We start from the raw sequence: 20,358 nt of genomic DNA on the forward strand, positions 1-20,358 counted from the left end.
GAGTATGCACAGTTCGTCCAAAGGTTCGAATCGGGGGGCGCTGATCGTGGGTGCGGGGGCGGCGGGGTTGCTCCATGGCCTATCGTTTCGCGCGCATGGGGTGCCCGTGTTGGCGGTGTACGACCCCGATCGCGACAAGGCGCGCCGTTTTGCGGAGCTCGTGGGCGGACCGCGCGTGCTCGATGATTTGGACGGCGTCGCCCGGGATCCGGACATCGGGTGCGTCAGCATTTGCAGCCCGCCGCGCATCCATGTCGAGCAGGCGGAGCTCTGCGCCGCCTCCGATCGACTTCTCTTCGTCGAAAAGCCGGTGGCCATGACCCGCGATGAAATGATGCGCTTGGAGAAGCTGCCCTTCACGGTGCCCATCGTCCAATGGCGGGCGGGCCGGGCCATCCGCACCGTGCGGCGCGCCATTGCCGAAGGCCTCCTGGGCCCCACGCCCAGCGTGGCCATCGATCTCGCCTGGCACCGCGACGCGCGTTACTTCGCCGAAGGGCGCGACCGTTACGACGTATGGGGCTGCGGTGCGCTGCTCTCCGTGGGCATCCATGCGCTCGACGCCGTGTGCTTCGCCCTGGATCGGCCCGTTGCCGAAGTGCATGGCACACTCGGGTACGCGGCGGGCATCGAGGTGGAAACACGGGCCGCGCTGGACATCGCCTTCCGCGGTGGCGCACTCGCCAGCCTGCGCATCACCTTCGACGCGGGCATGGACCAGACGCGCCTCACCTTCTGCGGCGCCGGCGTGACCGCCGCCATCGCGGGAAGCGAGGCCGATCCCACCGCCAACGCCGTCGAGTTCGTCGCCGCCGATCCGGCCAAGCAGCGCGTGCTGCAAGCGCTCGCGGACAAAGTCGAGGGCGTGGGCCATAGCCCGCTGCTCGTCCCGTTCATCGGCCGCGCCCTCGAGTCGTTCCGCGAGGGCATGATCCCGGGCGCGTCCTCGCACTTTCCCTCGGTGCGCGACGTCGCTATCGCGCACGCGGCCATCTTCCGTGTGTACGAGGGCGAAAGTCGGACTCAGCGCGCCATCCACCCGCCGTCGACGGTGAGCACATGCCCATTGACGTAGTCCGACGCCGCCGACGATAGGAACACGGCCGCCCCCACCAAGTCTTCCGGATTGCCCCAGCGCCCCGCCGGAATGCGCGCCCGAATAGCTGGCTCGCGCTCGGGATCGGCCTGCAGCGCCGTCGTGTTGTTCGTGCGAATGTAGCCCGGCGCAATCGCATTGACCTGAATGCCCCGCGCCGCCCATTCGTTGGCCAGGGCCTTGGTCAGGCCGGCCACCGCGTGTTTGCTCGCGGCATACGCCGGAACACGAATGCCACCCTGAAAGCTCAAAAGGGAGGCAATGTTCACGATCTTGCCGGCGCCCCGTTCGAGCATCGGACGGCCCACGGCTTGGCAAAGCACGAAGGTGGAGTCGAGGTTGACGCTCATCACCCGCCGCCAATCGGCCAGGGCGCTCGACGCAGCGTCGGCGCGGTGGATGATTCCGGCGTTGTTCACCAGCACATCGACCTTGCGCCGCTCGAGAAGCGCACGGAGCGCGGGCTCGATGGCGTCGGGGTTGGTCAGATCCACCACGACTTGCTCGGCCTTCGAGCCGGCGGCTTCCACCGCGGCCTGCGTCTCGTCGAGGTTCGATTCGCGGCCGAGCAGCACCACGTCGGCCCCAGCTTGGGCGAGGCCCACGGCAATGGCGCGACCGATTCCCGTTCGCGCACCCGTCACCAGCGCCGTACGTCCGCGCAGGGAAAATAGATTCATCGTCGTCTCCTGAAGATCAGCGTAGCTCCGTCACCGCGACGGGATCCATGTCATCGAAGGCCTGATTTTCCCCACCCATGGCCCACACGAACGAGTACGGGTGCGTGCCAGCGCCGCAGTGGATCGACCAACTCGGCGAGATGACCGCCTGCTCGTTGGCCACGATCAGGTTGCGCGTCTCGTTGGGCTGGCCGAGGAGGTGCATGACCCGCTCCTCGGGCGGCAAATCGAAATAGAGGTAACACTCGGTGCGTCGATCGTGCGTGTGCGGGGCCATCGTGTTCCACACGCTGCCCTCGGCCAAGGTGGTGATGCCGAGCACGAGCTGGCTCGAACGAATGCCATCCATATGGATGAACTTTCGAATCGTGCGCTCGCTCGAGCGCCCCTTGGTGCCGATGCGCACGGCGTTCGTTTCCGCGTAGCGGGCCACGACGGTGGGGAAATTCGCGTGCGACGACGTGGAGAACAGGTAAAAATGCGTCCCCTCCGCGTCCGCATGGAACTCGATGCGTTCCGTCCCGCGGCCGATGTAGACGCAATCGCGATGCCCCAACGTGTGCTCGTAGCCATCGGTCTGCACGCGTCCCTTGCCGCTCACCACGACGACAGCCAGCTCGCGACGCTCGCAAAAGTACTTCGAACGCAGGGGATCTTCCGCGGCCAGCCGCAGCGGTTTTCCGGGCAGCGGCGCGGCGCCCCCGAGCACCGCCCGGTCGGCGTGGCTGTAGATGGTATGGATTTCCCCTGCCTGAAACAGATTTTCGACGAGATAATGCGCGCGTAGCTGCGCTGTGTCGAAGCTGGTCAGTTGGGTGGGGTGCGTATTGTGTCGAACCTCCATGGTCGACATGAAACTATGTTTTGCTCGACACCGTAAGGAATTTTTCTTAAGAAAATGCGGGAGGTAACCGGTGTACCAACAGGTCCTCGATCCTACGGGATCGCTCACATTGTCCGCGTCATTGGCGCTCGTGCCGCTTCTTGCGGTGTTAATTCTGCTGGGTGGCTTTCGCTGGAAAGCGCACTGGGCAGGACTGGTGGCCCTCGCTTTGGCGCTGCTCGTCGCCATGTTCGGTTACCGCATGCCGGTGGGCGTCGCACTCCACGCGGGACTCTTCGGCGTTGCGCAAAGCGTGCTCCTCGTCCTCTGGATCACGTTCAACGCGATCTGGATTTACAACCTGACGGTCCATAGCGGGCACTTCGCCGTGCTGCGTCGTGCCTTCAGCTCGGTGAGCGACGACACGCGCGTGCAAGGCATCGTCATTGCGTTCTGTTTTGGCGCGCTCCTCGAAGCGCTCGCGGGCGGCGGCGGACCAGTGGCCATCTGTTCCGTGATGCTCATCGCACTCGGCGTCGATCCGATGAAGGCCGCCGCGTTGTCGCTCGTCGCCGACACCGCCCCGGTGGCCTTCGGCGGCTTGGGCAATCCAGTGACCGCCCTGGGCGTCATCACCGGCCTCCCCGTCGACGAATTCGGAAAAATGGCCGGCCGCCAAGTCTCGATCCTAGCCGCCCTCGTCCCCTTCGTCCTGATCTACATCGCCGACGGCAAGCGCGGCCTGCGCGAAGCCTGGCCCGCCGCATTGGTCGCCGGCGCAAGCTTCGGCATCACGCAATTCGTGGTGTCGAACTACCTCTCGTACAAATTGTGCGACATCATCGCCGCCATCGTATCCGCGGGCGCCATGCTCGCCCTTCTTCAAGTGTGGCAGCCCGCAGGCGCCACCCCACGCAAACGCGACGACGACCGCAGCGCCATCCTGGCCTCCTTCGCGCCCTACGCCATCGTCGTCCTGGTATTCTCGATTGCGCAAATCGAATCGGTGAAGACGTTCCTCAAGAAGGGCTCTTGGTCCGCCGCATGGCCAGGCCTGGCCATCGTGAGCCCCGCCGGCAAGGCGGTGCCCACCACCTACGTCTTCGGCATCGCCTCCGCCACGGGCACGTTGCTCATGCTCGCGGGCATCCTGTCCCTCTTCGTCCTGCGCATCAAACCCGCAACCGCCGTTCGCATTTACGGGCAAACCATCCGCCAATTCGGCTGGGCCATTCTGGCCATCGTCGCCGTCTTCGGCCTGTCCTACGTGATGAACCTCTCCGGCCAAATCGCCACCCTGGGCTCATGGCTCGCCGGCGCCGGTTCCTTCTTCGCATTCCTCTCACCGGTGGTGGGCTGGTTCGGCGTCACCATCACCGGCACCGACGTCGGCTCCAACACGCTACTCGGCGGCTCCCAAATGGCCGCCGCCCACGCCTTGGGCGCCTCCCCCATCCTCTTCGGCGCCGCCAACGGCTCCGGCGGCGTCATGGCGAAGATGATCTCGCCGCAAAACCTCGCCGTCGGCACCGCCGCCGTCGGCCTCGTAGGCAAAGAGGGTGAACTATTCCGCCGCGTCTTCGGCTGGAGCATCCTGCTGCTCTTCTTCATGTGCGTGTTGGTCTACCTGCAAGCGACCCCCATTCTGGGCTGGATGGTCCCCTAGCGAATCTGAATCTGAATCTGAATCTGAATCTGAATCTGAATCTGAATCTGAATCTGAATCTGAATCTGAATCTGAATCTGAATCTGAATCTGAATCTGAATCTGAATCTGAATCGAACGACGAGAGCTGGACAGCGTGTCCAGCTCCCGTCGTCCTGCGTGTGCTACCGTGCGGCGCCAAGCCGGTGAAGCATGGCGGCAACTTCGTCGAGCATTTGCTCGCCGGCTTGGATTTCGTTCGCTTGGACGTAGCCCCAGGCGACCGCAACGCGCAAAGCGGCGCGTGATTCACTGTTCGAGCCCGCAGCGGTGGAGAACCGCGCGATGCGATTGCCACCTTGGCTGCGATTGCCTTCGGCGACATTCAAAGCGACGGAGCTGAGCGCCCGTCGAAGCTGCTCGCCCAGGTCACGGTCGCATCGCCGAATATGGGCAATCGTAGGCCGAAGAAACTCGATGGCGCGCAGCGCACATTCGAGGAGATGAAAATCATAGGGGCGGTGGTTCGGTTTTGCTTGCATGCCCACCCCCAGCGAAAGAAGCGTGACAGCGCCCTCGCTTTCGAACGCCGACGAACGACGGGGCGCTGGCACGCTTCTTTCGCGCCCGGGCGTGCAAGCAAAACCGAACCACCGCACCGGTATTCAATCCGAACGCCGACGCCGACGCCGACGCCGACGCCGATGCCGAACGCCGACGCACGCCGATGCCGAACGCCGACGCACGCCGACGCCGACGCCGACGCCGACGCCGACGCCGACGCCGATGCCGAACGCCGACGCCGACGCCGACGCCGATGCCGAACGCCGACGCCGACGCCGACGCCGATGCCGAACGCCGACGCCGACGCCGATGGGAGCAGGGCAGGACATGGTTGACGGATCGGTGGGGTGTTTTTGCTTGCCTGCCCGGGCGCGAAAGAAGCGCGCCAGCGCCCCGTCGTTCGGCGGCGTTTGAAGGCGGGGGCGCTGTCACGCTTCTTTCGCTGAGGGGGGGGGCATGCAAGCAAAAACACCCCACCTCTCGTCTGGCTTTCATGTCCTTGAGCTCGCGATTCAGGCTATCGAGCTGCTTCGACCCACCGTGGCAAGCATCCGGCGATACGATCGCGATCTTGGCGAGCAACTTCGGAGGGCGCTCAGTTCCGTGGCCCTAAACCTTGCCGAAGGCAACCGCAGCCAAGATGGCCACCGCATCGCGCGGTTCTCGACGGCTGCGGGCTCGAATAGCGAATCACGCGCCGCTTTGCGCATCGCGGTTGCCTGGGGCTACGTCCAAGGCAGCGAAATCGAAGCCGGCGACGAATTGCTCGACCGCGTTGCGGCGATGCTTCACCGCCTTGGTGCGCGGCGGTAGCGCGTAAGGTACGGGAGCTGGACGGCACGTCCGGCTCCCGGTTCTACTCGTCGATCACCGTGGACGAGCCTGGTGCGTGGCGGGATTCGTCGTGGGCGTAGGCGAGCGCGGCGTCGATGCTCGTGAAGAGGCCGCCGAAGGCACCGCTTTCCTCGGAGAGCCTCCATGCGTCGGCGAAGCGGCACACGTGGAAATGCAGCGGCGGGCTCGAGATGCGAACGACTTGAACCATGGGGCACGAAAAACGCGACGATGGGCTCATGACGAGCATCAATCTGCGGGCCCCCGCATAAAGGCGCCGCAAAAACGCGGGGCGCGCCCGGGCGGGCTGTTTCAATGGAATCTTTATTCGGATTCGCCCACCTTGAAGCCTCGAAGGAGAAACGAATGCCTCCACCCCCAGCCCCCATGATTTCGGCCATCGAAACTCTGCTCGCGTCGCAAGATGATGCCATCGCGGCCTACAAGGCCGTCGTGATTCGGGCAAGTGCCATTCCGGACATTCGGCGTTGCGGCGAATGCCTGCGCGGATGCGAACACGCCGCACGCGAGCTCGTTCGCGTGCACGCGCGCGTTCTCGCCAAGCAAGGAACGTGGGGACGGCCGTGGAGGGGGGCGAAGCCGAAGACCGCCCTGCGCATCGGCGCCCTCGTCGACGCCGACGACGCCATGTTCCAGATGCTGGCGGCCGCCGAAGCCGATCACGAGCAGAAGCTTCACGCCGTTCTCGGTGAAGGCGGGCTCCCGCGCGATGTCCAGGCCCTCCTCGAGAAAATCGCCGCCGACACCGCCGAACGGCGGGCGTGGCTCGACGAGCGCACCGCCGGAATCCGCATTCCCGCGGCGAACGGTGCTCGCGTCGCCGCGCGCGGTTAGTTAACCTCGAAGGCCGTATGGCCTGCATCTTCTGCGACATCATCAGCGGCAAACTCCCCGCGTCCCTCGTGTACGACCACGAGGATTTCCTCGCGTTCCTGGACAAGAAGCCGCTCTTCCACGGCCACGTACTCCTCGTTCCACGCACGCACGTGGCCACCATGACGGACCTGCCGCGCGACCCCGCAGCCAAGATCTTCGCTGTGGCGCAAGACATCGCCCGTGCCGTCGAATCGGCCATGGAGGCCGAGGGGACCTTCGTCGCCATCAACAACCGCGTCAGCCAAAGCGTTCCCCACCTCCACATGCACATCGTGCCGCGCAAAAAAGGGGACGGCCTCAAAGGCTTTTTCTGGCCGCGAACCAAGTACGCGTCCGACCAAGAGACGGACGGCGTCGCCGCACGCATCCGCGAACGGCTCTAGCCATCCGGCAATTTGCCAATCGCGGAAAACATGAGCACCTTGGAGGCATGAGCACCTTCCAGCGCATCCTCATGGCCACCGACCTGGACGAGCCCTCGGAGGCCGCGGCCCACACGGCAGCCTCCCTCGCGCGCAGCCTGCGTGCGGAGCTCGCCTTTGTCCATATCTTCGCCCCACCTGCCACGATCTACAGCGCGTATCCGGATTTCACGTCGCTCCTTCCCGTCGAAGAGGTGCAGACGGCGGCCGCACGCGCGCTGGAAGCGTGGCTCACGCGCATCGAGGCACCGTCGCAGGCCAAGCGGCTCCTTCATCCGGGAGAGCCCGCACAGACGATCCTCGAGGTCGCCGAGTCTTTCTCGGCGAACCTCATCGTCGTGGGAACGCATGGCCGTCGCGGCGTGTCGCGCGCACTTCTCGGGAGCACGGCGGAAAAGCTGGTGCGGCTCTCGCCCGTCCCCGTGCTCACCGTGCGCGAGCAGCCCACACCGCAATAGCCGCGGCTAATGCGCGGGCAGCACCATTTTGAGTCGTTGGTACGGTAGGAACCCGACGGCCACCGCCACGCCGAAAACCACGTGCTCCACGATGGCCATGCCCACCGGCACGCTCGCAGGGATTTGCTGCAACCCCAGCATGGGCAACAGCACGTAATACATTCCGACCCAGACGATGAATCCCCAGAGCACACCCGATACCAGCGTCGTTCCGCGGGTGAGCCCGTAGACCAGCATCGCAAACGGAACAGCCCACGCGATGGATACCGCCATGTGCGAAAGCGCCCCGACGATCACGGCCTCCAGATCGAACCCGGGTTGCATGGCGCGCTCGCCGAGAAACGGTACGCCGGCGCCTTTGAAGGCGAGCCAAAAATCGCGGCCCTCGAGCACGTTGGCCGCGAGGCCGAACAAAGCGACGACGATGCCGCCAAACACGCCGGCCGCAACACCCCCGCTGAGAATGCGATTCCAATCTTCCTTGTCACGCGGAACCATTCGATACCTCTTCTTCTCCCACCGCGTAGCGGTATGTGACCCTGTGGCGAAATTGCATTAGTACCGGGGTGCCCCCCCCGGACGCCGATCGCGTGAGCACAATGCCGATGTGTTGCACGCGGCGAGGCGCTCCAGCGTATCGAGCGGATTGCCGCACGATTCGGCGTGGATCTCGGCCAGGCAGCTATCGAGCGATGCGCGATTGACACCGCCGGGACACTTCGAGGCGTTCAAGTCGCCCTCGGCCTTGCCGCGCATCTCCGTGAGGCAGCTTTCCCGCGTGGGGTGATCGCGGCCTTCGCCCAATTTGCTGCACGATGCCTCGCGATCGCAGCGCGCCAATGCGACGCTTGCGACCGCCGCGGCATTGTCGAGTGCGGGCCCGATCGCAGCGCCCGTCGTATGCGTTTCCGACGTGGGAACGTCGCGCCGTTCGCAGCCCGTCGCGATGAAGAATGACGCGAGTGCGAGCGCAACCAAACTGATTCGTGCGTTCATGGTGCCTCCCATCCCCGCCCGAAGCTGCATCAGGGATGCCCGGCAAAATGGCCAACTTTCGCGACAAATCGTCGCCGCACGCAATTTGCCTATCCGGGGGGCATGGAGCGAAACCCCATGATGGCAAACACATCCGAGCTTGCGCAGCAGCTTCGCATCGATAGCCTCCGCTGCTCGACGGCGGCTGGCTCCGGTCACCCCACGTCGAGCCTGTCGGCCGCCGATCTCATGGCCGTCTTGCTCGAGCAGGCTTTACGCTGGGATTTGCGGCACCCGGACAATCCCAACAACGATCATCTCATTTTCTCCAAAGGCCACGCCTCGCCGCTCTTGTACGCGATGCTCAAGGCCGCGGGCGTCATCACCGACGCGGAGTTGCTCTCGTACCGGCGCTTTCGAAGCCCGCTGCAAGGCCACCCGGTGCCGACCTTGCCCGGGGTGGAGGTCGCCACCGGATCACTCGGACAGGGATTGCCCATTGGTGTGGGTATGGCCCTGTCGGGGAAATATTTGGAAAAGCGGCCCTATCGCGTTTGGGTTCTGCTCGGCGATAGTGAGATGTCCGAAGGATCCATTTGGGAAGCGCTGGATCACGCGCGCCATTTCAAATTGGGCAACCTCGTTGGCATTCTCGACATGAACCGCCTCGGCCAGCGCGGCGAGACACCGCTCGGGTGGAATGGCACGGCCTACGCCCAGCGGGCGCGGGCCTTCGGATGGAATGCCTTCGAGATCGATGGGCACGATCGCAATGCCATCGCCTACGCCTACCGAGAGGCCCTCGTCGACCCCGACACGCCGACCTTGATTGTCGCGCGCACCGTAAAAGGAAAAGGCGTGTCGCTAGTGGAGAACCAAGACGGTTGGCATGGCAAGGCACTCGACGAGAAACAATGCGCCGAGGCCATTGCCGAATTGGGTGGCGAGCGCCATCTCGCCGTGCGCGTGCGCGCGCCCGATCCGGATCAGCCGAGCAACCCCACCGTGTACCCTGCCGATTTGCCTGCGTACGAGCGCGGCACGCAGGTGGCCACGCGCAAAGCCTACGGCGACGCGCTGCAAGCCCTCGGCGGTGCGCGCAGTGACATCGTGGTGCTCGACGGGGAGGTGGGCAATTCGACCTACGCGGAGGAATTCGCCAAAGCGTACCCCGGCAGGTATTTCGAGATGTTCATTTCCGAGCAGCAGATGGTCGCGGCAGCCGTCGGGTTGAGTGCCCGGCAGCATGCACCGTTCGCCTCGTCGTTCGCGGCGTTCCTCACGCGCGCGTACGACTTCATCCGCATGGCCGCGGCCTCGCGGGCGAACATCCGGCTGTGCGGCTCGCACGCGGGCGTGTCCATCGGGGAGGATGGGCCGTCGCAGATGGGCCTCGAAGATCTGGCGATGATGCGCGCCGTCCGCGGAAGCACGGTGCTCTACCCCTGCTGTGCGAACCAGACGGCGCGCCTGGTGGAGTCGATGGCCAACCGCCGCGGCGTCGTCTACTTGCGCACCACGCGGGAGAAAACGCCGGTGCTCTACGACGACAAGGAAAGCTTCCCCATCGGCGGAAGCAAGGTGCTGCGGCTATCGACCGCCGATCGCGCCGTGATCATCGGCGCGGGCATCACCGTTCACGAGGCGCTGAAGGCGCACGGTAGGCTCTTGGACCAAGGCATCCGCACGCGCGTCGTCGATGCGTACAGCATCAAGCCGATCGACGGTGCCGGCATCCGCACGGCCGTGGAAGCCACCGGTGGAACCGTGGTGGTCGTCGAGGACCACTGGTCGGAGGGTGGCTTGGGCGATGCCGTGCTCGAATGCTTGAACGGTGAGCGGCCGCTCACCGCACGCGTGGTGCGACTCGCGGTGAAGACCATGCCTGGATCGGGCAAGCCCGCCGAGCTTCTGCATGCCGCCGGCATCGACGCCGACGCCATCGCCGCCGCCGTGCGGGCCTTGTTGCCACGGAAGAAGAGCCGAAATTGCTACATCTGTGGCAACCCCGCGCTATGGCGCATCGCCGTGGGCGGCGAAGACGAATCGGCCACGCACGAGAACGCGTGCGAGGCGCACGCGAGCGGGCACCTGCGCATCGGGCGGCTCGCCTCCTCTCCCTCGAACCAACGAACCGGAGGCGTCACACCATGAATGCGAATGCGATTCAACGCTTGTACGAGCTCGGGCAGAGCGCCTGGCTCGACTTCATTTCGCGCGACCTGCTGACGTCGGGCGGGCTGCGCCAACTCATCGAGCGCGATGGCCTGCGCGGGGTGACGTCGAACCCGACCATTTTTCAAAAGGCCATCGCGGGCGGGGCCGACTACGACGCGCTCATCGACGGCGCCCACGCCTCGGAGGCCGATCCCGCTATTTTCGAGCGAATCATGGTGCGCGATCTCCAGCTCGCCTGCGACGAGCTTTTCCCCATCTACGAGCGCACGGGCGGAACCGATGGCTTCGCGTCCATCGAGGTCGCTCCCGTGTTGGCGCACCAGACGGTGGGCTCCATCGAACAGGCGCAGCGGCTCTGGACGGCGGTGGAGCGGCCGAACCTCATGGTAAAGATCCCAGCGACCCGCGCGGGGATCCCGGCCATCGAGCAATGCCTGGTGGAGGGGATCAACATCAACGTGACCTTGCTCTTCGGGGTGCCGCGGTACCTCGAGGTCGCCAAGGCGTTCCTGCGCGCCCTGGAGACCCGCGCCGCGCAGAACCGCGCGATCGATCGCATCGCGTCCGTGGCCAGCTTCTTCGTCTCGCGCGTCGATACCAAGGTGGACAAGATCCTCGACATGCTCGCGCCGTCGCCCGCCACCGAGCGCGGGAGGAGCCTGCGCGGAAAGATCGCCATTGCGAATGCGAAGATCGCCTATGCCGAATTCGAGCGCATCGCGGCGAGCGACCGATGGCACGAGCTAGCCGCCAAAGGTGCGCGGCCGCAGCGTCTCCTCTGGGGCTCGACGTCGTCGAAGGATCCGGCCTACCCCGATACGTATTACGTCGAGGCGCTGGCCGGGCCCCGCACGGTGAACACCATGCCGATGGAAACGTTCCGCGCGTACCTCGATCATGGGGCGCCCGAAATACGCATCACCCGCGATCGGGAGCTTGCCTTCGAGCAGATCGCGGAGCTCGTCAATCTGGGAATCGATTTCGATGCCATCGTACAAACCCTGGAGGACGAGGGCGTGGCCTCGTTCATCGAGTCGTATGACCAAGCCGTTCACGGCATTGCGAGCAAACGAAGAAGGCGCCGCAGCGCCTAACGCATTCGAGGTTTGCCGATTGCATGAGGTCACCCGCCATGAACACCACCGTCATCAAGATCGATTCGTCGCGTTCGCCAAAGAACAAGGATGGGCAGAAGTACCTCGCCTCCGGTGTGCGCATCGGAATGCGACTCTGGGACGAGGAGCCCAACACCTCCGCCGAGAGTGTCCGCGACTACGAAGTCGTCGGCTACGTCTTGAAGGGCCGAGCGGAGCTCCACCTCGAAGGCCAAATGGTGACGCTCGCCGCGGGCGATTCCTACGTCGTCCCGCGCGGCGCACGCCACCACTACCGCATCCTGGAGGCCTTCAGCGCGGTGGAAGCCACGTCACCGCCATCGCACGTCCACGGCCGCGATGAGCCCCATTCACGCTAGAAGATGATTGAACAGGAAGACGGGAAGACGGGAAGGGAACCTGCACGCACAGCACAGAAGGCTTTTTTGGGTTTCCAATTGGCTCATTTGGCCAATTGGAAACCTCAAAACCTTCCCGTCTTCCCGTCTTCCCGTCTTCCTGTGAATTCTCTCAGGCCGTGGCTTCGACGGTGCTGCCTTCGGATTGGGCGCGGGAGCCGGCCATCCAGGCGCCGAGCTGGGCGCGTGTGACCTGGCCTGCGGCAATCGTGGAGACGATTTGGCCGCGGTACATCACGGCGATGCGATCGGACAGCGCGAGGATCTCGTCCAGCTCCGCCGAAACCAAGAGCACCGCGGCGCCGCGGTCGCGCACCGCCACGAGTTCTTTGTGGATCCGCTCGATCGAGCCGACGTCGACACCGCGCGTGGGCTGGTTCACCACGAGCAATTTCAGCGGCCGCCCAAGCTCGCGCGCAATGATGACCTTTTGCTGGTTGCCGCCCGACAGCGCCGACGCCGCCGTCGTGATGCCCGGCGTGCGCACGTCGAAGTCCTTCACGGCCTTGCGCGCGTTTTCGGCGATGGGATCCTCCTGCATGACCCCCCGCGTGGCAAACGGCGCCTTGTCGTAGGTGCACAGCACCATGTTGTCCGCGATCGAATACGACAGCACGAGCCCGTGCCGGTGCCGATCCTCGGGCACGTGCGAAATCCCTTGCTCGATGAGCGCGCGCGAGGTCGCGCCGGTGATGTCCTTGCCGAGCAGTGAGACGCTTCCGCGGCCCGGCCGGCGCAGGCCCGTGATGGCCTCGATGAGCTCCGTCTGGCCATTTCCCTGCACGCCCGCAATCCCGAGGATCTCGCCCGCGCGCACGGAAAACGAAACGCTCCGCACCTCGTCCATGCCGGCGTGGCGGCCCTCGACGGAGAGATCCTTCACCACCAGGACGTCGTCCTTGGGCTTGGCCTCCGTCTTCTCCACCGTCAAGGTCACGTCGCGCCCCACCATCAGGGCCGCCAGCGAATGCTCGTCCGACTCCTCCGGCTTGGCACTCGCCACCACGCGCCCGCCGCGCATCACGGTGATGCGATCGGCCACCTCGAGCACCTCACGCAGCTTGTGCGTGATGAACAAAACCGACACGCCCTTCTTGATGAGCCCTTTGAGCACCACCAGGAGCTCGTCCACCTCTTGCGGCGTGAGAACCGCGGTGGGCTCGTCCAGAATGAGCACTTGGCAATTGCGGTAGAGCGCCTTGATGATCTCCACCCGCTGCTGCGCGCCCACGGGAAGGTCCTCCACGCGGGCGTCGGGGTCCACGTCGAGGCCGTACTCCTTGGACAGCTCCCGCACGCGCGCCGCGACCTTGCGCCGGTCGAGCGTCACGCCGCGCACTTCCTCGGCGCCCAGCATGATGTTCTCGGTGACCGTGAACACCGGGATCAGCATGAAGTGCTGGTGCACCATGCCGATGCCCAGCCCGATGGCATCCTTCGGCGAGCGCAGGTTGATCGCCTTGCCCTTGAGCCGGATCTCCCCCGAGTCGGGCGACGACAAGCCGTAGATGATGTTCATCAACGTCGACTTGCCCGCGCCGTTCTCGCCGAGCAAACAGTGGATCTCGCCCTCGCGCAGATCCAGATCGATGCCGTCGTTGGCGACGACACCCGGGTATTTCTTGGTGATCCCTCGGACCTCGAGAACGACCGTCATGAGCGCCTCTCCCGATCATACGGCACACCGTCGGCCGCAGGAGGCGTCGTCTTGCCGATCACCCCGGTCAAAATAATCAACGTGAGCACGTAGGGCACGAGCCCCACGACGGACGACTGCTGCAGAAAGGTGAACTTTGGCGGGATGACGTCGCGAAACAGCTGCAAGTTGATCTGAAACGCCTGCGCCGCGCCAAAGACCAGCGCCGCCGACAGCGCGCCAATCGGCTTCCAGTTGCCGAAGATCATCGCCGCCAGGGCGATGAAGCCGCGCCCGTTGGTCATGAGCGGCTCGAACGACGGCACCGACTCCAAGGTGAAGTACGCACCGCCGAGCCCGGCGATGGCTCCGCCGATGACGATGTTCGCCCAGCGCACCTTCAGCACGTCGATGCCCGCGGCGCTCGCCGCGCGGGGATGCTCGCCCACCGACCGCGTGCGCAGTCCCCACTGCGTGAAGAAGAGGACGAAGTGCGCGATGAACACCAGCACCAGCGCCGCCAAGGCGATGGGCTGCTGATCGAAGACGCCGCCGATGAGCGGAATGTCGGCCAGGAGCGGGATGCGGATGTGCGGCAGCACACCCGGCGCGCGCGGGATGGTCCCGCCGAATGCGCTGCTGGCGCCGAAGAAGAGCTGCCGGTTGCAAAAGCCGGTCATGCCCATGGCCAGCAGGTTCACCACGGTGCCCGCGATGATCTGGTCCACCTCGAACGTCACCGTGAGCAGCGCATGCAGAGCCCCCATCAGCGCGCCCGAGACGATGGCGATGAACACGCCCAAGAGCAGGCTGGCCATGGGGCCCACGCCGAGGATCGAGCTCACGTAGAGCGATGCAAACCAGCCGAAAAACGCGGCGGTGAGCATCATGCCCTCGATGCCGATGTTGACCACCCCGGCGCGCTCGCAGCAAATGCCGCAGAGTGCGCCCAAGGTCAGCGGCGTGGCCACCGCGATGGTGGTGCCGATCATGCTGGAGACGATCGAGCCGGCCGGTACCGTCCCCGAGCCGAGCTTGACGATGATGCCGATCAGCACGACCACGATCGCTGCGATGAAGCCATAGCGTCGGTAGTCCATCGAAGGTCCTCTTACTAACTTCCCCAACCACGGGTGATCACGACCCGCTCGCGATCGCCCTTGAGACGATACAGGCGCCGAACCATCACGTCCGCCGCGACGAAGAGCAGAATGAGCGCCTGGATGACCGAAATCACGTCGACGGGGATCTGCGTGAGAAATTGCATGCGCGGCGCACCGCTGCGCATCATGCCGAAGAGCAGCGCGGCGGGGACGACGCCGGCCGGCTTGGTCTTGCCCAGAAGCGCGATGGCGATGGCGTCGAAGCCGTAGCCCTGCGAGAAGCCGAGCTGGTGGCGATGGTTGAGCGCGCTCACCTCGATGGCGCCGGCGGCACCCGCGAGCGCGCCGGAGAGGGCCATGCTGACGACGATGGTGCGCCCCACGTGCATGCCGGCATAGCGCGCGGCCTCGGGGTTGGCGCCCACGGTGCGGATCTCGAAGCCCAAGGTAGTCTTCTTGAGCATCCACGCCACGCCCCACGCCGCGACGAGCGCGAGCGGGAAGCCCCAGTGCAGACGGAACGACGACAAGATGGGCGCAAGGCTGGCGCTTTCGGCGATGAGCGGCGTGCGCGCGATGACGTTGTCGGGCGCGGTGTCCTTCATCGGGCCGTTGAGCAGGAAGCTCACGGCGTTGAGCGCCACGTAGTTCAGCATGATGGTGCTGATGACCTCGTGGGCCCCCGTCCGCGCTTTGAGCCAGCCCGGGATGCCGGCCCACGCCGCGCCGGCGAGGCCGCCGGCGAGGATGGTCAAGGGAACGTGGATGATGCCCGGGACGCTGCCGCCAAGGATAGCGGGCAGGCCATAGCCCACGAGGGCCGCCAGCACGGCGCCGAGCGCGAGCTGCCCCTCGGCGCCAATGTTGAAGAGGCCACCTTGAAACGCGAGGGCTACCGACAACCCGGTGAGGATGTACGGCGTGCTCCACACGAGCGTCTCTGCGATGGCGCGCGGTGAGCCCAGCGACCCCTCGAACATGCCGGAATACGCGGACAGAGGATCGCCGCCGGCGACGGCAATCAAAATAGCGCCCACCGCCATGGCGGTGAGCACCGCGAGGGCGGGCACCTTCCATGGAGCGATGAACTTGAGGACTTTCTCCCGGGGCCCCGTTTGCGGGGCCGCCGGTCCTGAAGACGGTGCAGCGGTGGGAGACGTCACGGCTTCGTGGGGGCCACGTTGGTCTTGATGGAGCCGGACTGGAGACCTTTCTTCATCTCCTCGATCTTGGACTTCACATCATCGGGAACTTGCGCGGCGAGGTCGTGGTACGGCGCGTTGCCGGCCTTGCCCACGCTGTTTCCGCTGGGGAATTTGCCTTCTTTCGCTTGCTTGAGCAAATCGAAGACGCCCTCGTCGAGGAGCTTCATCGCGCTGGAGAGAAGCGACTTCTGCGCCTCGGGAACCGTGAAATATTGATCGGTGTCGACGCCGATGCCGTAGACGTTCTTGGAGGCCGCGCCAATGAGCGCGCCGTTGCCGGTCTTGCCGCCGCCGCCGAACACGACGTCGACGCCCTTGTCGATCATCGAGAGGGCCGTGGTCTTGCCCCACTCGGGATCGGAGAACGTCTTATCGATGCCCACGTCGTTGTGGTAGACGACGGTCAGATCGATGGTGGGCTTGGCCGCCTTGGCGCCGACCTTGAAGCCTTCGCCGTAGCGCCACACCGGGGGCACGGCATCCGTCGCCAGTACCGCGCCGATCTTCCCGGTCTTGCTGGTGAGTGCGGCGAGCGCCCCCACCAGGTAGCCCGCGTGATCCTCGGGGAAAACCAGGCCGGCGAGGTTCTTCTTTTCCGCGCCCGGGGGCTGGAACTGATCGACGCCGATGAACTTCGTGTCGGGGAACTGCGCGGCGGCGGCGCGGGTGGTCTCGCCCAGCGCGAAGCCGACGGTGACGACCACGTCGTACTTCTCCTCGGCGAACGTGGCGATGTTCTTCGAGTAGTCCTTCGGATCGGTCGTCTCGATGTACTGCGTGACGGCCCCCAGCTCCTTCTTGGCTTTCTGCACGCCTTCCCACGAGGACTGGTTGAACGACTTGTCGTCGACCTTGCCGACGTCCGTCACCACCCCCACACAGAAGACTTCCGGACTCGAACAGTCAGGCTTGTTGGACTTGCTGCACGCACTGATGCCGAGTGTGGCGGCCGACGCCATCAAGCACAGAGCGGTGAATTTGGCTTTTCGCCACGCCGAACCTGACAGACCCCGATTGTCGGACATGAGACTTCCTCCGAAGACCTACGGCGACAACGGTCGCCAGAGTTTGCAAATGTGGCTGAGCCTAGCAAACTCCACGGGGTCCAGGAAACACGCTCTGTTTTCGAGCCATTTTACAGTGTCGCGCGCATTCTACGCGCTCACGGCTCCCGTCCGCCGCCCCGGAGCCAACGCTCGAACGAGACCAGCCCCGGATGTTCGCGGCGCAACAGGGGGATGTCCGCCGCGCGGCCCATCAAGGCAAGCCACTTGGTCTCGAAGAGCGGGATGCCCCCGCACGCTCCGCTTCGCCGACGGACGAGTACACGACGTGCGCCACCCTTCGGCCGCGATCGATCGACCATCACGAGGACGCTGGCAGGCGATGGAGCGCGCGGGGCTCATCGAGAAACGCGTTTGATGCCATGCTGACGATGCAATGCTGGCGGGGCTGACCATGGCGCGATAGGCCGCGTGGGAAATGAAATATCCCAGTATCTCCCTGCTGCGAGGAATGCGGCGATGAGCTAGCGTGACGCGCATGCGGACGGCGCTGCAGCGTGGCCTGACGCTCGCCCTGTTGGGCGGGCTCGTGGGTGCACCCGCCTGTTCGCAACAGAAGAACGCGAAGAACCGCGAAGGCGTATCGCTGCAGGCGGTGCTGGATCGCTTGGGGCCCGAATGCGGGCAATATTCACCGGGAACGGATTGCGGCCTCGCCGTTCGCGATTTGACCGGCGGGGAGACGGCCAGCTACCGCGGTGGTGCGTATTACGCATCAGCGAGCGCCGTCAAAGTGCTCTGGGTCGCGGCCGCACTGGTCGACGTGGGACTGGAAAAGGTGGAGCCTCACGCGCGCCCGATTTTCGTCGACTCGGACAATTCCGCCTCGGGGAGCGTCATCGATCTGCTGGCCTCGCCCGATCGGATCAACACCTTCGTATGGCAGACCCTCGGGGTGAACGATATCGGCTTTTGCCATTGGAATTACGACCACGACCGCAAAGCCGGCAATTGTCCGACGGGGCCACGAAAAGGCCATAATTTCATGACCGCCGATGCGGGCGTCGGAGCGCTCACGGCCATCTGGGAAAAGCGCGTGCTGGGCGAGGCGAACACGAAGCAGCTCCTCGAGTGGATGAAGCTGTCACCGCGCCAAGGTTACGGCGGCTGGTTGGGAACGCAGCTTCCCGAGGCCGCCCGTGCCACGATGCATCATAAAGCGGGGTGGCTGCCGCCGGTGGAATCACCGGAGAATTCCAATACGAACGAGATAGGAATCGTGGAGGTGCCCGGCGGACGCGTTTACGCCGTCGCGCTTCTGCTCAATGGAGCACCGTCGCAGGAGAGCTACGATCAAAAGCAGCTTCCCACGCTCGAATATGCGTCATGCGTCATTTACCACGCGGTCGCAAAAGACCAACCCGATCCGTTCGGCGCCTGCCGTCACCCGTAGTACTTTTTAATTTGAATTCGAATCTTTCGATTTGAATGGAGGTAGCATCCCGCCATGCGCAACCACACGTCGCTTTGCCTCGTTTCACTTGCCGCATTGACGGCGCTCACGGCGCTCACGAACTGCGCGTCGAACGAAACGGCGGCCACGCCGCCGGTGACGCCCGCGCAAACCCCGCCGGCGGCCCCTGCGCCCGAAACGGCGAAGGCCGACAAGAACGCGCCGACGGCATTGATTCAGCACATCGCCGCGGGACAATCGAAGCTCTATCCGGTCGACCGCAAGGCGTACGACGCTGTCGATTATTCGCGCCTGCCCATCGGCGTGTTCGATTCGGGCATCGGCGGGATGACGGTGCTCAATGCGATTTTGAAGCTCGATGAGTTCAACAACAAGACGCACCAGCCCGGGGCCGACGGCATTCCGGATTTCCAGGACGAGCGGTTCATCTATTACGGCGACCAAGCCAATATGCCGTATGGAAAATACCCGTCCGTAGGGAAAGAGAATTTCCTGCGCGAGCTGGTCATCGAAGATGCCGCGTTCCTGCTAGGCAATCGCTATTGGGCCACGCCGCAGGCCACCGCGCCCATGGCCGACAAGCCGCTGGTCAAGGCGGTGGTAGTCGCCTGCAACACGGCGACGGCGTACGGAATCAACGACATCCGCGCCGCGTTCGACGCGTGGAAGATCCCGATGATCCTAGTGGGCGTCGTCGAGGCGGGCGCGGAAGGCGCCGTTTCTGCGATGAAGCAGGGGAAGACCGGGGCGGTGGCGGTCATGGCCACCGTGGGTACATGCAAGAGCGAGGCGTATCCAAAGACCATCGAGAAGTATTCGCGCGCCGCAGGATTGGAGGCGCCCAAGGTGGTGCAGCAAGGCAGCGTGGGCCTCGCCGGCGCCATCGAGGGCGATCCGGCGTTCGTGCGCTCCAGCGCGGCAACGTCGAATGCCTCGTCGGCCACGCCGTACCAAGGTCCGGCCGTGAGCAATCAGAATGCGAGCCTCGATCCGTCGCTGCAGCAGCAATACGCGTTCGACCCGCAAGGGCTCATCGGGGATCCGAAGTCGCCCGATTCGTTGCGGCTCAATTCCGTGGAGAACTACGTGAAGTACGACGTGGCCACCTTGGTGGAGTCGTACCGCAAGAATGGCGCGTCGGCGCCGATCAGCACCGTGGTTCTGGGCTGCACGCACTTCCCCTTCCAGCGCGAGCAGATTGCCGCGTCGTTCGAGCGACTGCGCAACTACAAGGACGCGAGCGGCGCCCAGCCCTACGCGAAGCTGGTGAGCCCCAACGTCGAATTGGTGGACCCGGCGAAGCTCACGGCAAAGCAGCTGTATGGTTTCCTCAAGGAGAAGAATCGCTTCCGCGACACGAGCAAGCCGCCGGCGCTGGAGCAGAACGCCTTCTTCTTGTCGAAGCCCAACGTGACCATGCCGGAGGTCAAGCTCACCGCCGACGGCACCATGGATTCGAATTACAAATACGGCCGCGTCGCCGGGACGTACGACACCGAGACGGTGAAACGCGTGCCCATGCGCACGGGCGATCTGACGCCGGAGCTCCAAGGGCTTTTGCAAAAGGCGATGCCCGTGGTTTGGGAAAACCTGCAGGTGTTCCAGACGTCGAAGTTCATCGGCGCAAAGCGGGTGGCGGTAGGCTCGTTTTAGCCTCCCCAGCTTGGAGCAGCGCCCGGGTCACGGACTCGACGGCGCTGCTCGCAAAGCACTTCGCGCAGCATACGTTTCACCACACAAAAATGCGTCAAGAACGCTTCAGCTTTTGCGCATATCGGCCAAAACCGTAGCGATCACATCAGCAATAGATTCTCGTCGCGCCGCGAAAGAGTCGTCGTGACGTCACTGCAAC

22 protein-coding genes are annotated in these 20,358 nt (G+C 64.8%); 11 read left to right on the plus strand and 11 right to left on the minus strand.

The window, feature by feature from the left end; genetic code table 11:
- Positions 1-4 precede the first annotated feature (4 nt).
- Positions 5-1,075 carry a Gfo/Idh/MocA family oxidoreductase gene (locus tag LVJ94_45190; GenBank protein ID WXB04091.1) on the plus strand — a complete coding sequence of 357 codons (1,071 nt, stop codon included), beginning with the start codon at positions 5-7 and terminating at the stop codon, positions 1,073-1,075.
- On the opposite strand, the gene kduD is transcribed toward LVJ94_45190, so the two are convergent.
- Both kduD and kduI read right to left on the minus strand, forming a co-directional pair.
- Positions 1,024-1,776 (minus strand): 2-dehydro-3-deoxy-D-gluconate 5-dehydrogenase KduD, encoded by a 753-nt coding sequence (gene kduD / locus LVJ94_45195; GenBank protein ID WXB04092.1) that lies wholly within the window; start codon positions 1,774-1,776, stop codon positions 1,024-1,026. The two genes, LVJ94_45190 and kduD, sit on opposite strands and share 52 nt — an antisense overlap.
- A gap of 16 nt (positions 1,777-1,792) precedes the next feature.
- Positions 1,793-2,629 carry a 5-dehydro-4-deoxy-D-glucuronate isomerase gene (gene kduI / locus LVJ94_45200; protein WXB04093.1) on the minus strand — a complete coding sequence of 279 codons (837 nt, stop codon included), beginning with the start codon at positions 2,627-2,629 and terminating at the stop codon, positions 1,793-1,795.
- A 61-nt stretch (positions 2,630-2,690) separates the two neighbouring features.
- Between kduI and LVJ94_45205 the strand changes: the two genes are divergently transcribed.
- On the plus strand, positions 2,691-4,265 hold the full coding sequence (locus LVJ94_45205; GenBank protein WXB04094.1) for an L-lactate permease: 1,575 nt from the start codon (positions 2,691-2,693) through the stop codon (positions 4,263-4,265).
- 163 nt (positions 4,266-4,428) lie between these two features.
- Here the strand turns inward: LVJ94_45205 and LVJ94_45210 are convergent, their stop codons facing one another.
- Positions 4,429-4,785, minus strand: a complete 357-nt coding sequence (locus tag LVJ94_45210) for a four helix bundle protein (protein WXB04095.1) — start codon at positions 4,783-4,785, stop codon at positions 4,429-4,431.
- Positions 4,786-5,263: 478 nt separating this feature from the next.
- Here LVJ94_45210 and LVJ94_45215 point away from each other — a divergent pair, with 478 nt between their 5' ends.
- Positions 5,264-5,620: a four helix bundle protein gene (locus tag LVJ94_45215; GenBank protein WXB04096.1), complete on the plus strand. Its 357-nt coding sequence runs from the start codon at positions 5,264-5,266 to the stop codon at positions 5,618-5,620.
- 43 nt (positions 5,621-5,663) lie between these two features.
- Here LVJ94_45215 and LVJ94_45220 read toward each other — a convergent pair whose 3' ends face one another.
- On the minus strand, positions 5,664-5,882 hold the full coding sequence (locus LVJ94_45220; protein WXB04097.1) for a hypothetical protein: 219 nt from the start codon (positions 5,880-5,882) through the stop codon (positions 5,664-5,666).
- Between the two features lie 125 nt (positions 5,883-6,007).
- On the opposite strand from LVJ94_45220, the gene LVJ94_45225 reads away from it, so the two are divergent.
- The 3 genes from LVJ94_45225 to LVJ94_45235 are packed head-to-tail and all read left to right on the plus strand — an operon-like array spanning position 6,008 to position 7,418.
- Positions 6,008-6,496 carry a hypothetical protein gene (locus LVJ94_45225; GenBank protein ID WXB04098.1) on the plus strand — a complete coding sequence of 163 codons (489 nt, stop codon included), beginning with the start codon at positions 6,008-6,010 and terminating at the stop codon, positions 6,494-6,496.
- Between the two features lie 17 nt (positions 6,497-6,513).
- Positions 6,514-6,921 (plus strand): HIT family protein, encoded by a 408-nt coding sequence (locus LVJ94_45230; GenBank protein WXB04099.1) that lies wholly within the window; start codon positions 6,514-6,516, stop codon positions 6,919-6,921.
- A 47-nt stretch (positions 6,922-6,968) separates the two neighbouring features.
- Positions 6,969-7,418 carry a universal stress protein gene (locus LVJ94_45235; GenBank protein WXB04100.1) on the plus strand — a complete coding sequence of 150 codons (450 nt, stop codon included), beginning with the start codon at positions 6,969-6,971 and terminating at the stop codon, positions 7,416-7,418.
- 6 nt (positions 7,419-7,424) lie between these two features.
- Here the strand turns inward: LVJ94_45235 and LVJ94_45240 are convergent, their stop codons facing one another.
- Together LVJ94_45240 and LVJ94_45245 are read right to left on the minus strand one after the other, a co-directional pair.
- Positions 7,425-7,916: a DUF1440 domain-containing protein gene (locus LVJ94_45240; protein WXB04101.1), complete on the minus strand. Its 492-nt coding sequence runs from the start codon at positions 7,914-7,916 to the stop codon at positions 7,425-7,427.
- Between the two features lie 57 nt (positions 7,917-7,973).
- Positions 7,974-8,414, minus strand: a complete 441-nt coding sequence (locus LVJ94_45245; protein ID WXB04102.1) for a DUF6184 family natural product biosynthesis lipoprotein — start codon at positions 8,412-8,414, stop codon at positions 7,974-7,976.
- Between the two features lie 117 nt (positions 8,415-8,531).
- On the opposite strand from LVJ94_45245, the gene LVJ94_45250 reads away from it, so the two are divergent.
- The 3 genes from LVJ94_45250 to LVJ94_45260 are packed head-to-tail and all read left to right on the plus strand — an operon-like array spanning position 8,532 to position 12,045.
- A complete protein-coding gene (locus LVJ94_45250) occupies positions 8,532-10,547 on the plus strand; it encodes a transketolase (protein ID WXB04103.1) in 2,016 nt (671 codons plus the stop codon).
- Positions 10,544-11,665 carry a transaldolase gene (tal, locus tag LVJ94_45255; GenBank protein WXB04104.1) on the plus strand — a complete coding sequence of 374 codons (1,122 nt, stop codon included), beginning with the start codon at positions 10,544-10,546 and terminating at the stop codon, positions 11,663-11,665. Before LVJ94_45250 ends, tal begins: the two co-directional genes overlap by 4 nt.
- Before the next feature lie 38 nt (positions 11,666-11,703).
- Positions 11,704-12,045 (plus strand): cupin domain-containing protein, encoded by a 342-nt coding sequence (locus LVJ94_45260; GenBank protein ID WXB04105.1) that lies wholly within the window; start codon positions 11,704-11,706, stop codon positions 12,043-12,045.
- Positions 12,046-12,196: 151 nt separating this feature from the next.
- Here LVJ94_45260 and LVJ94_45265 read toward each other — a convergent pair whose 3' ends face one another.
- The 5 genes from LVJ94_45265 to LVJ94_45285 all read right to left on the minus strand — a co-directional run bounded on the left by LVJ94_45265 (position 12,197) and on the right by LVJ94_45285 (position 17,394).
- On the minus strand, positions 12,197-13,741 hold the full coding sequence (locus LVJ94_45265) for an ABC transporter ATP-binding protein (GenBank protein WXB04106.1): 1,545 nt from the start codon (positions 13,739-13,741) through the stop codon (positions 12,197-12,199).
- Complete coding sequence (locus LVJ94_45270) at positions 13,738-14,820, minus strand: ABC transporter permease (protein ID WXB04107.1); 1,083 nt, start codon at positions 14,818-14,820, stop codon at positions 13,738-13,740. The genes LVJ94_45265 and LVJ94_45270 overlap by 4 nt, the downstream gene beginning before the upstream one ends.
- A gap of 14 nt (positions 14,821-14,834) precedes the next feature.
- Positions 14,835-15,986 (minus strand): ABC transporter permease, encoded by a 1,152-nt coding sequence (locus tag LVJ94_45275; GenBank protein WXB04108.1) that lies wholly within the window; start codon positions 15,984-15,986, stop codon positions 14,835-14,837.
- Positions 15,983-17,053 carry a BMP family ABC transporter substrate-binding protein gene (locus tag LVJ94_45280; GenBank protein ID WXB04109.1) on the minus strand — a complete coding sequence of 357 codons (1,071 nt, stop codon included), beginning with the start codon at positions 17,051-17,053 and terminating at the stop codon, positions 15,983-15,985. Before LVJ94_45280 ends, LVJ94_45275 begins: the two co-directional genes overlap by 4 nt.
- A 137-nt stretch (positions 17,054-17,190) precedes the next feature.
- The gene (locus LVJ94_45285) at positions 17,191-17,394 is read right to left on the minus strand and encodes a hypothetical protein (GenBank protein ID WXB04110.1); all 204 of its coding nucleotides are present in this window, start codon (positions 17,392-17,394) and stop codon (positions 17,191-17,193) included.
- Between the two features lie 176 nt (positions 17,395-17,570).
- On the opposite strand from LVJ94_45285, the gene LVJ94_45290 reads away from it, so the two are divergent.
- Together LVJ94_45290 and LVJ94_45295 are read left to right on the plus strand one after the other, a co-directional pair.
- Positions 17,571-18,485 carry a class A beta-lactamase-related serine hydrolase gene (locus LVJ94_45290; GenBank protein ID WXB04111.1) on the plus strand — a complete coding sequence of 305 codons (915 nt, stop codon included), beginning with the start codon at positions 17,571-17,573 and terminating at the stop codon, positions 18,483-18,485.
- Positions 18,486-18,539: 54 nt separating this feature from the next.
- Complete coding sequence (locus LVJ94_45295) at positions 18,540-20,159, plus strand: hypothetical protein (GenBank protein WXB04112.1); 1,620 nt, start codon at positions 18,540-18,542, stop codon at positions 20,157-20,159.
- The last annotated feature ends 199 nt before the right edge of the window (positions 20,160-20,358 follow it).

Source organism: Sorangiineae bacterium MSr11367 (assembly GCA_037157805.1).
Lineage (GTDB): Bacteria > Myxococcota_A > Polyangia > Polyangiales > Polyangiaceae > Pendulispora > Pendulispora rubella.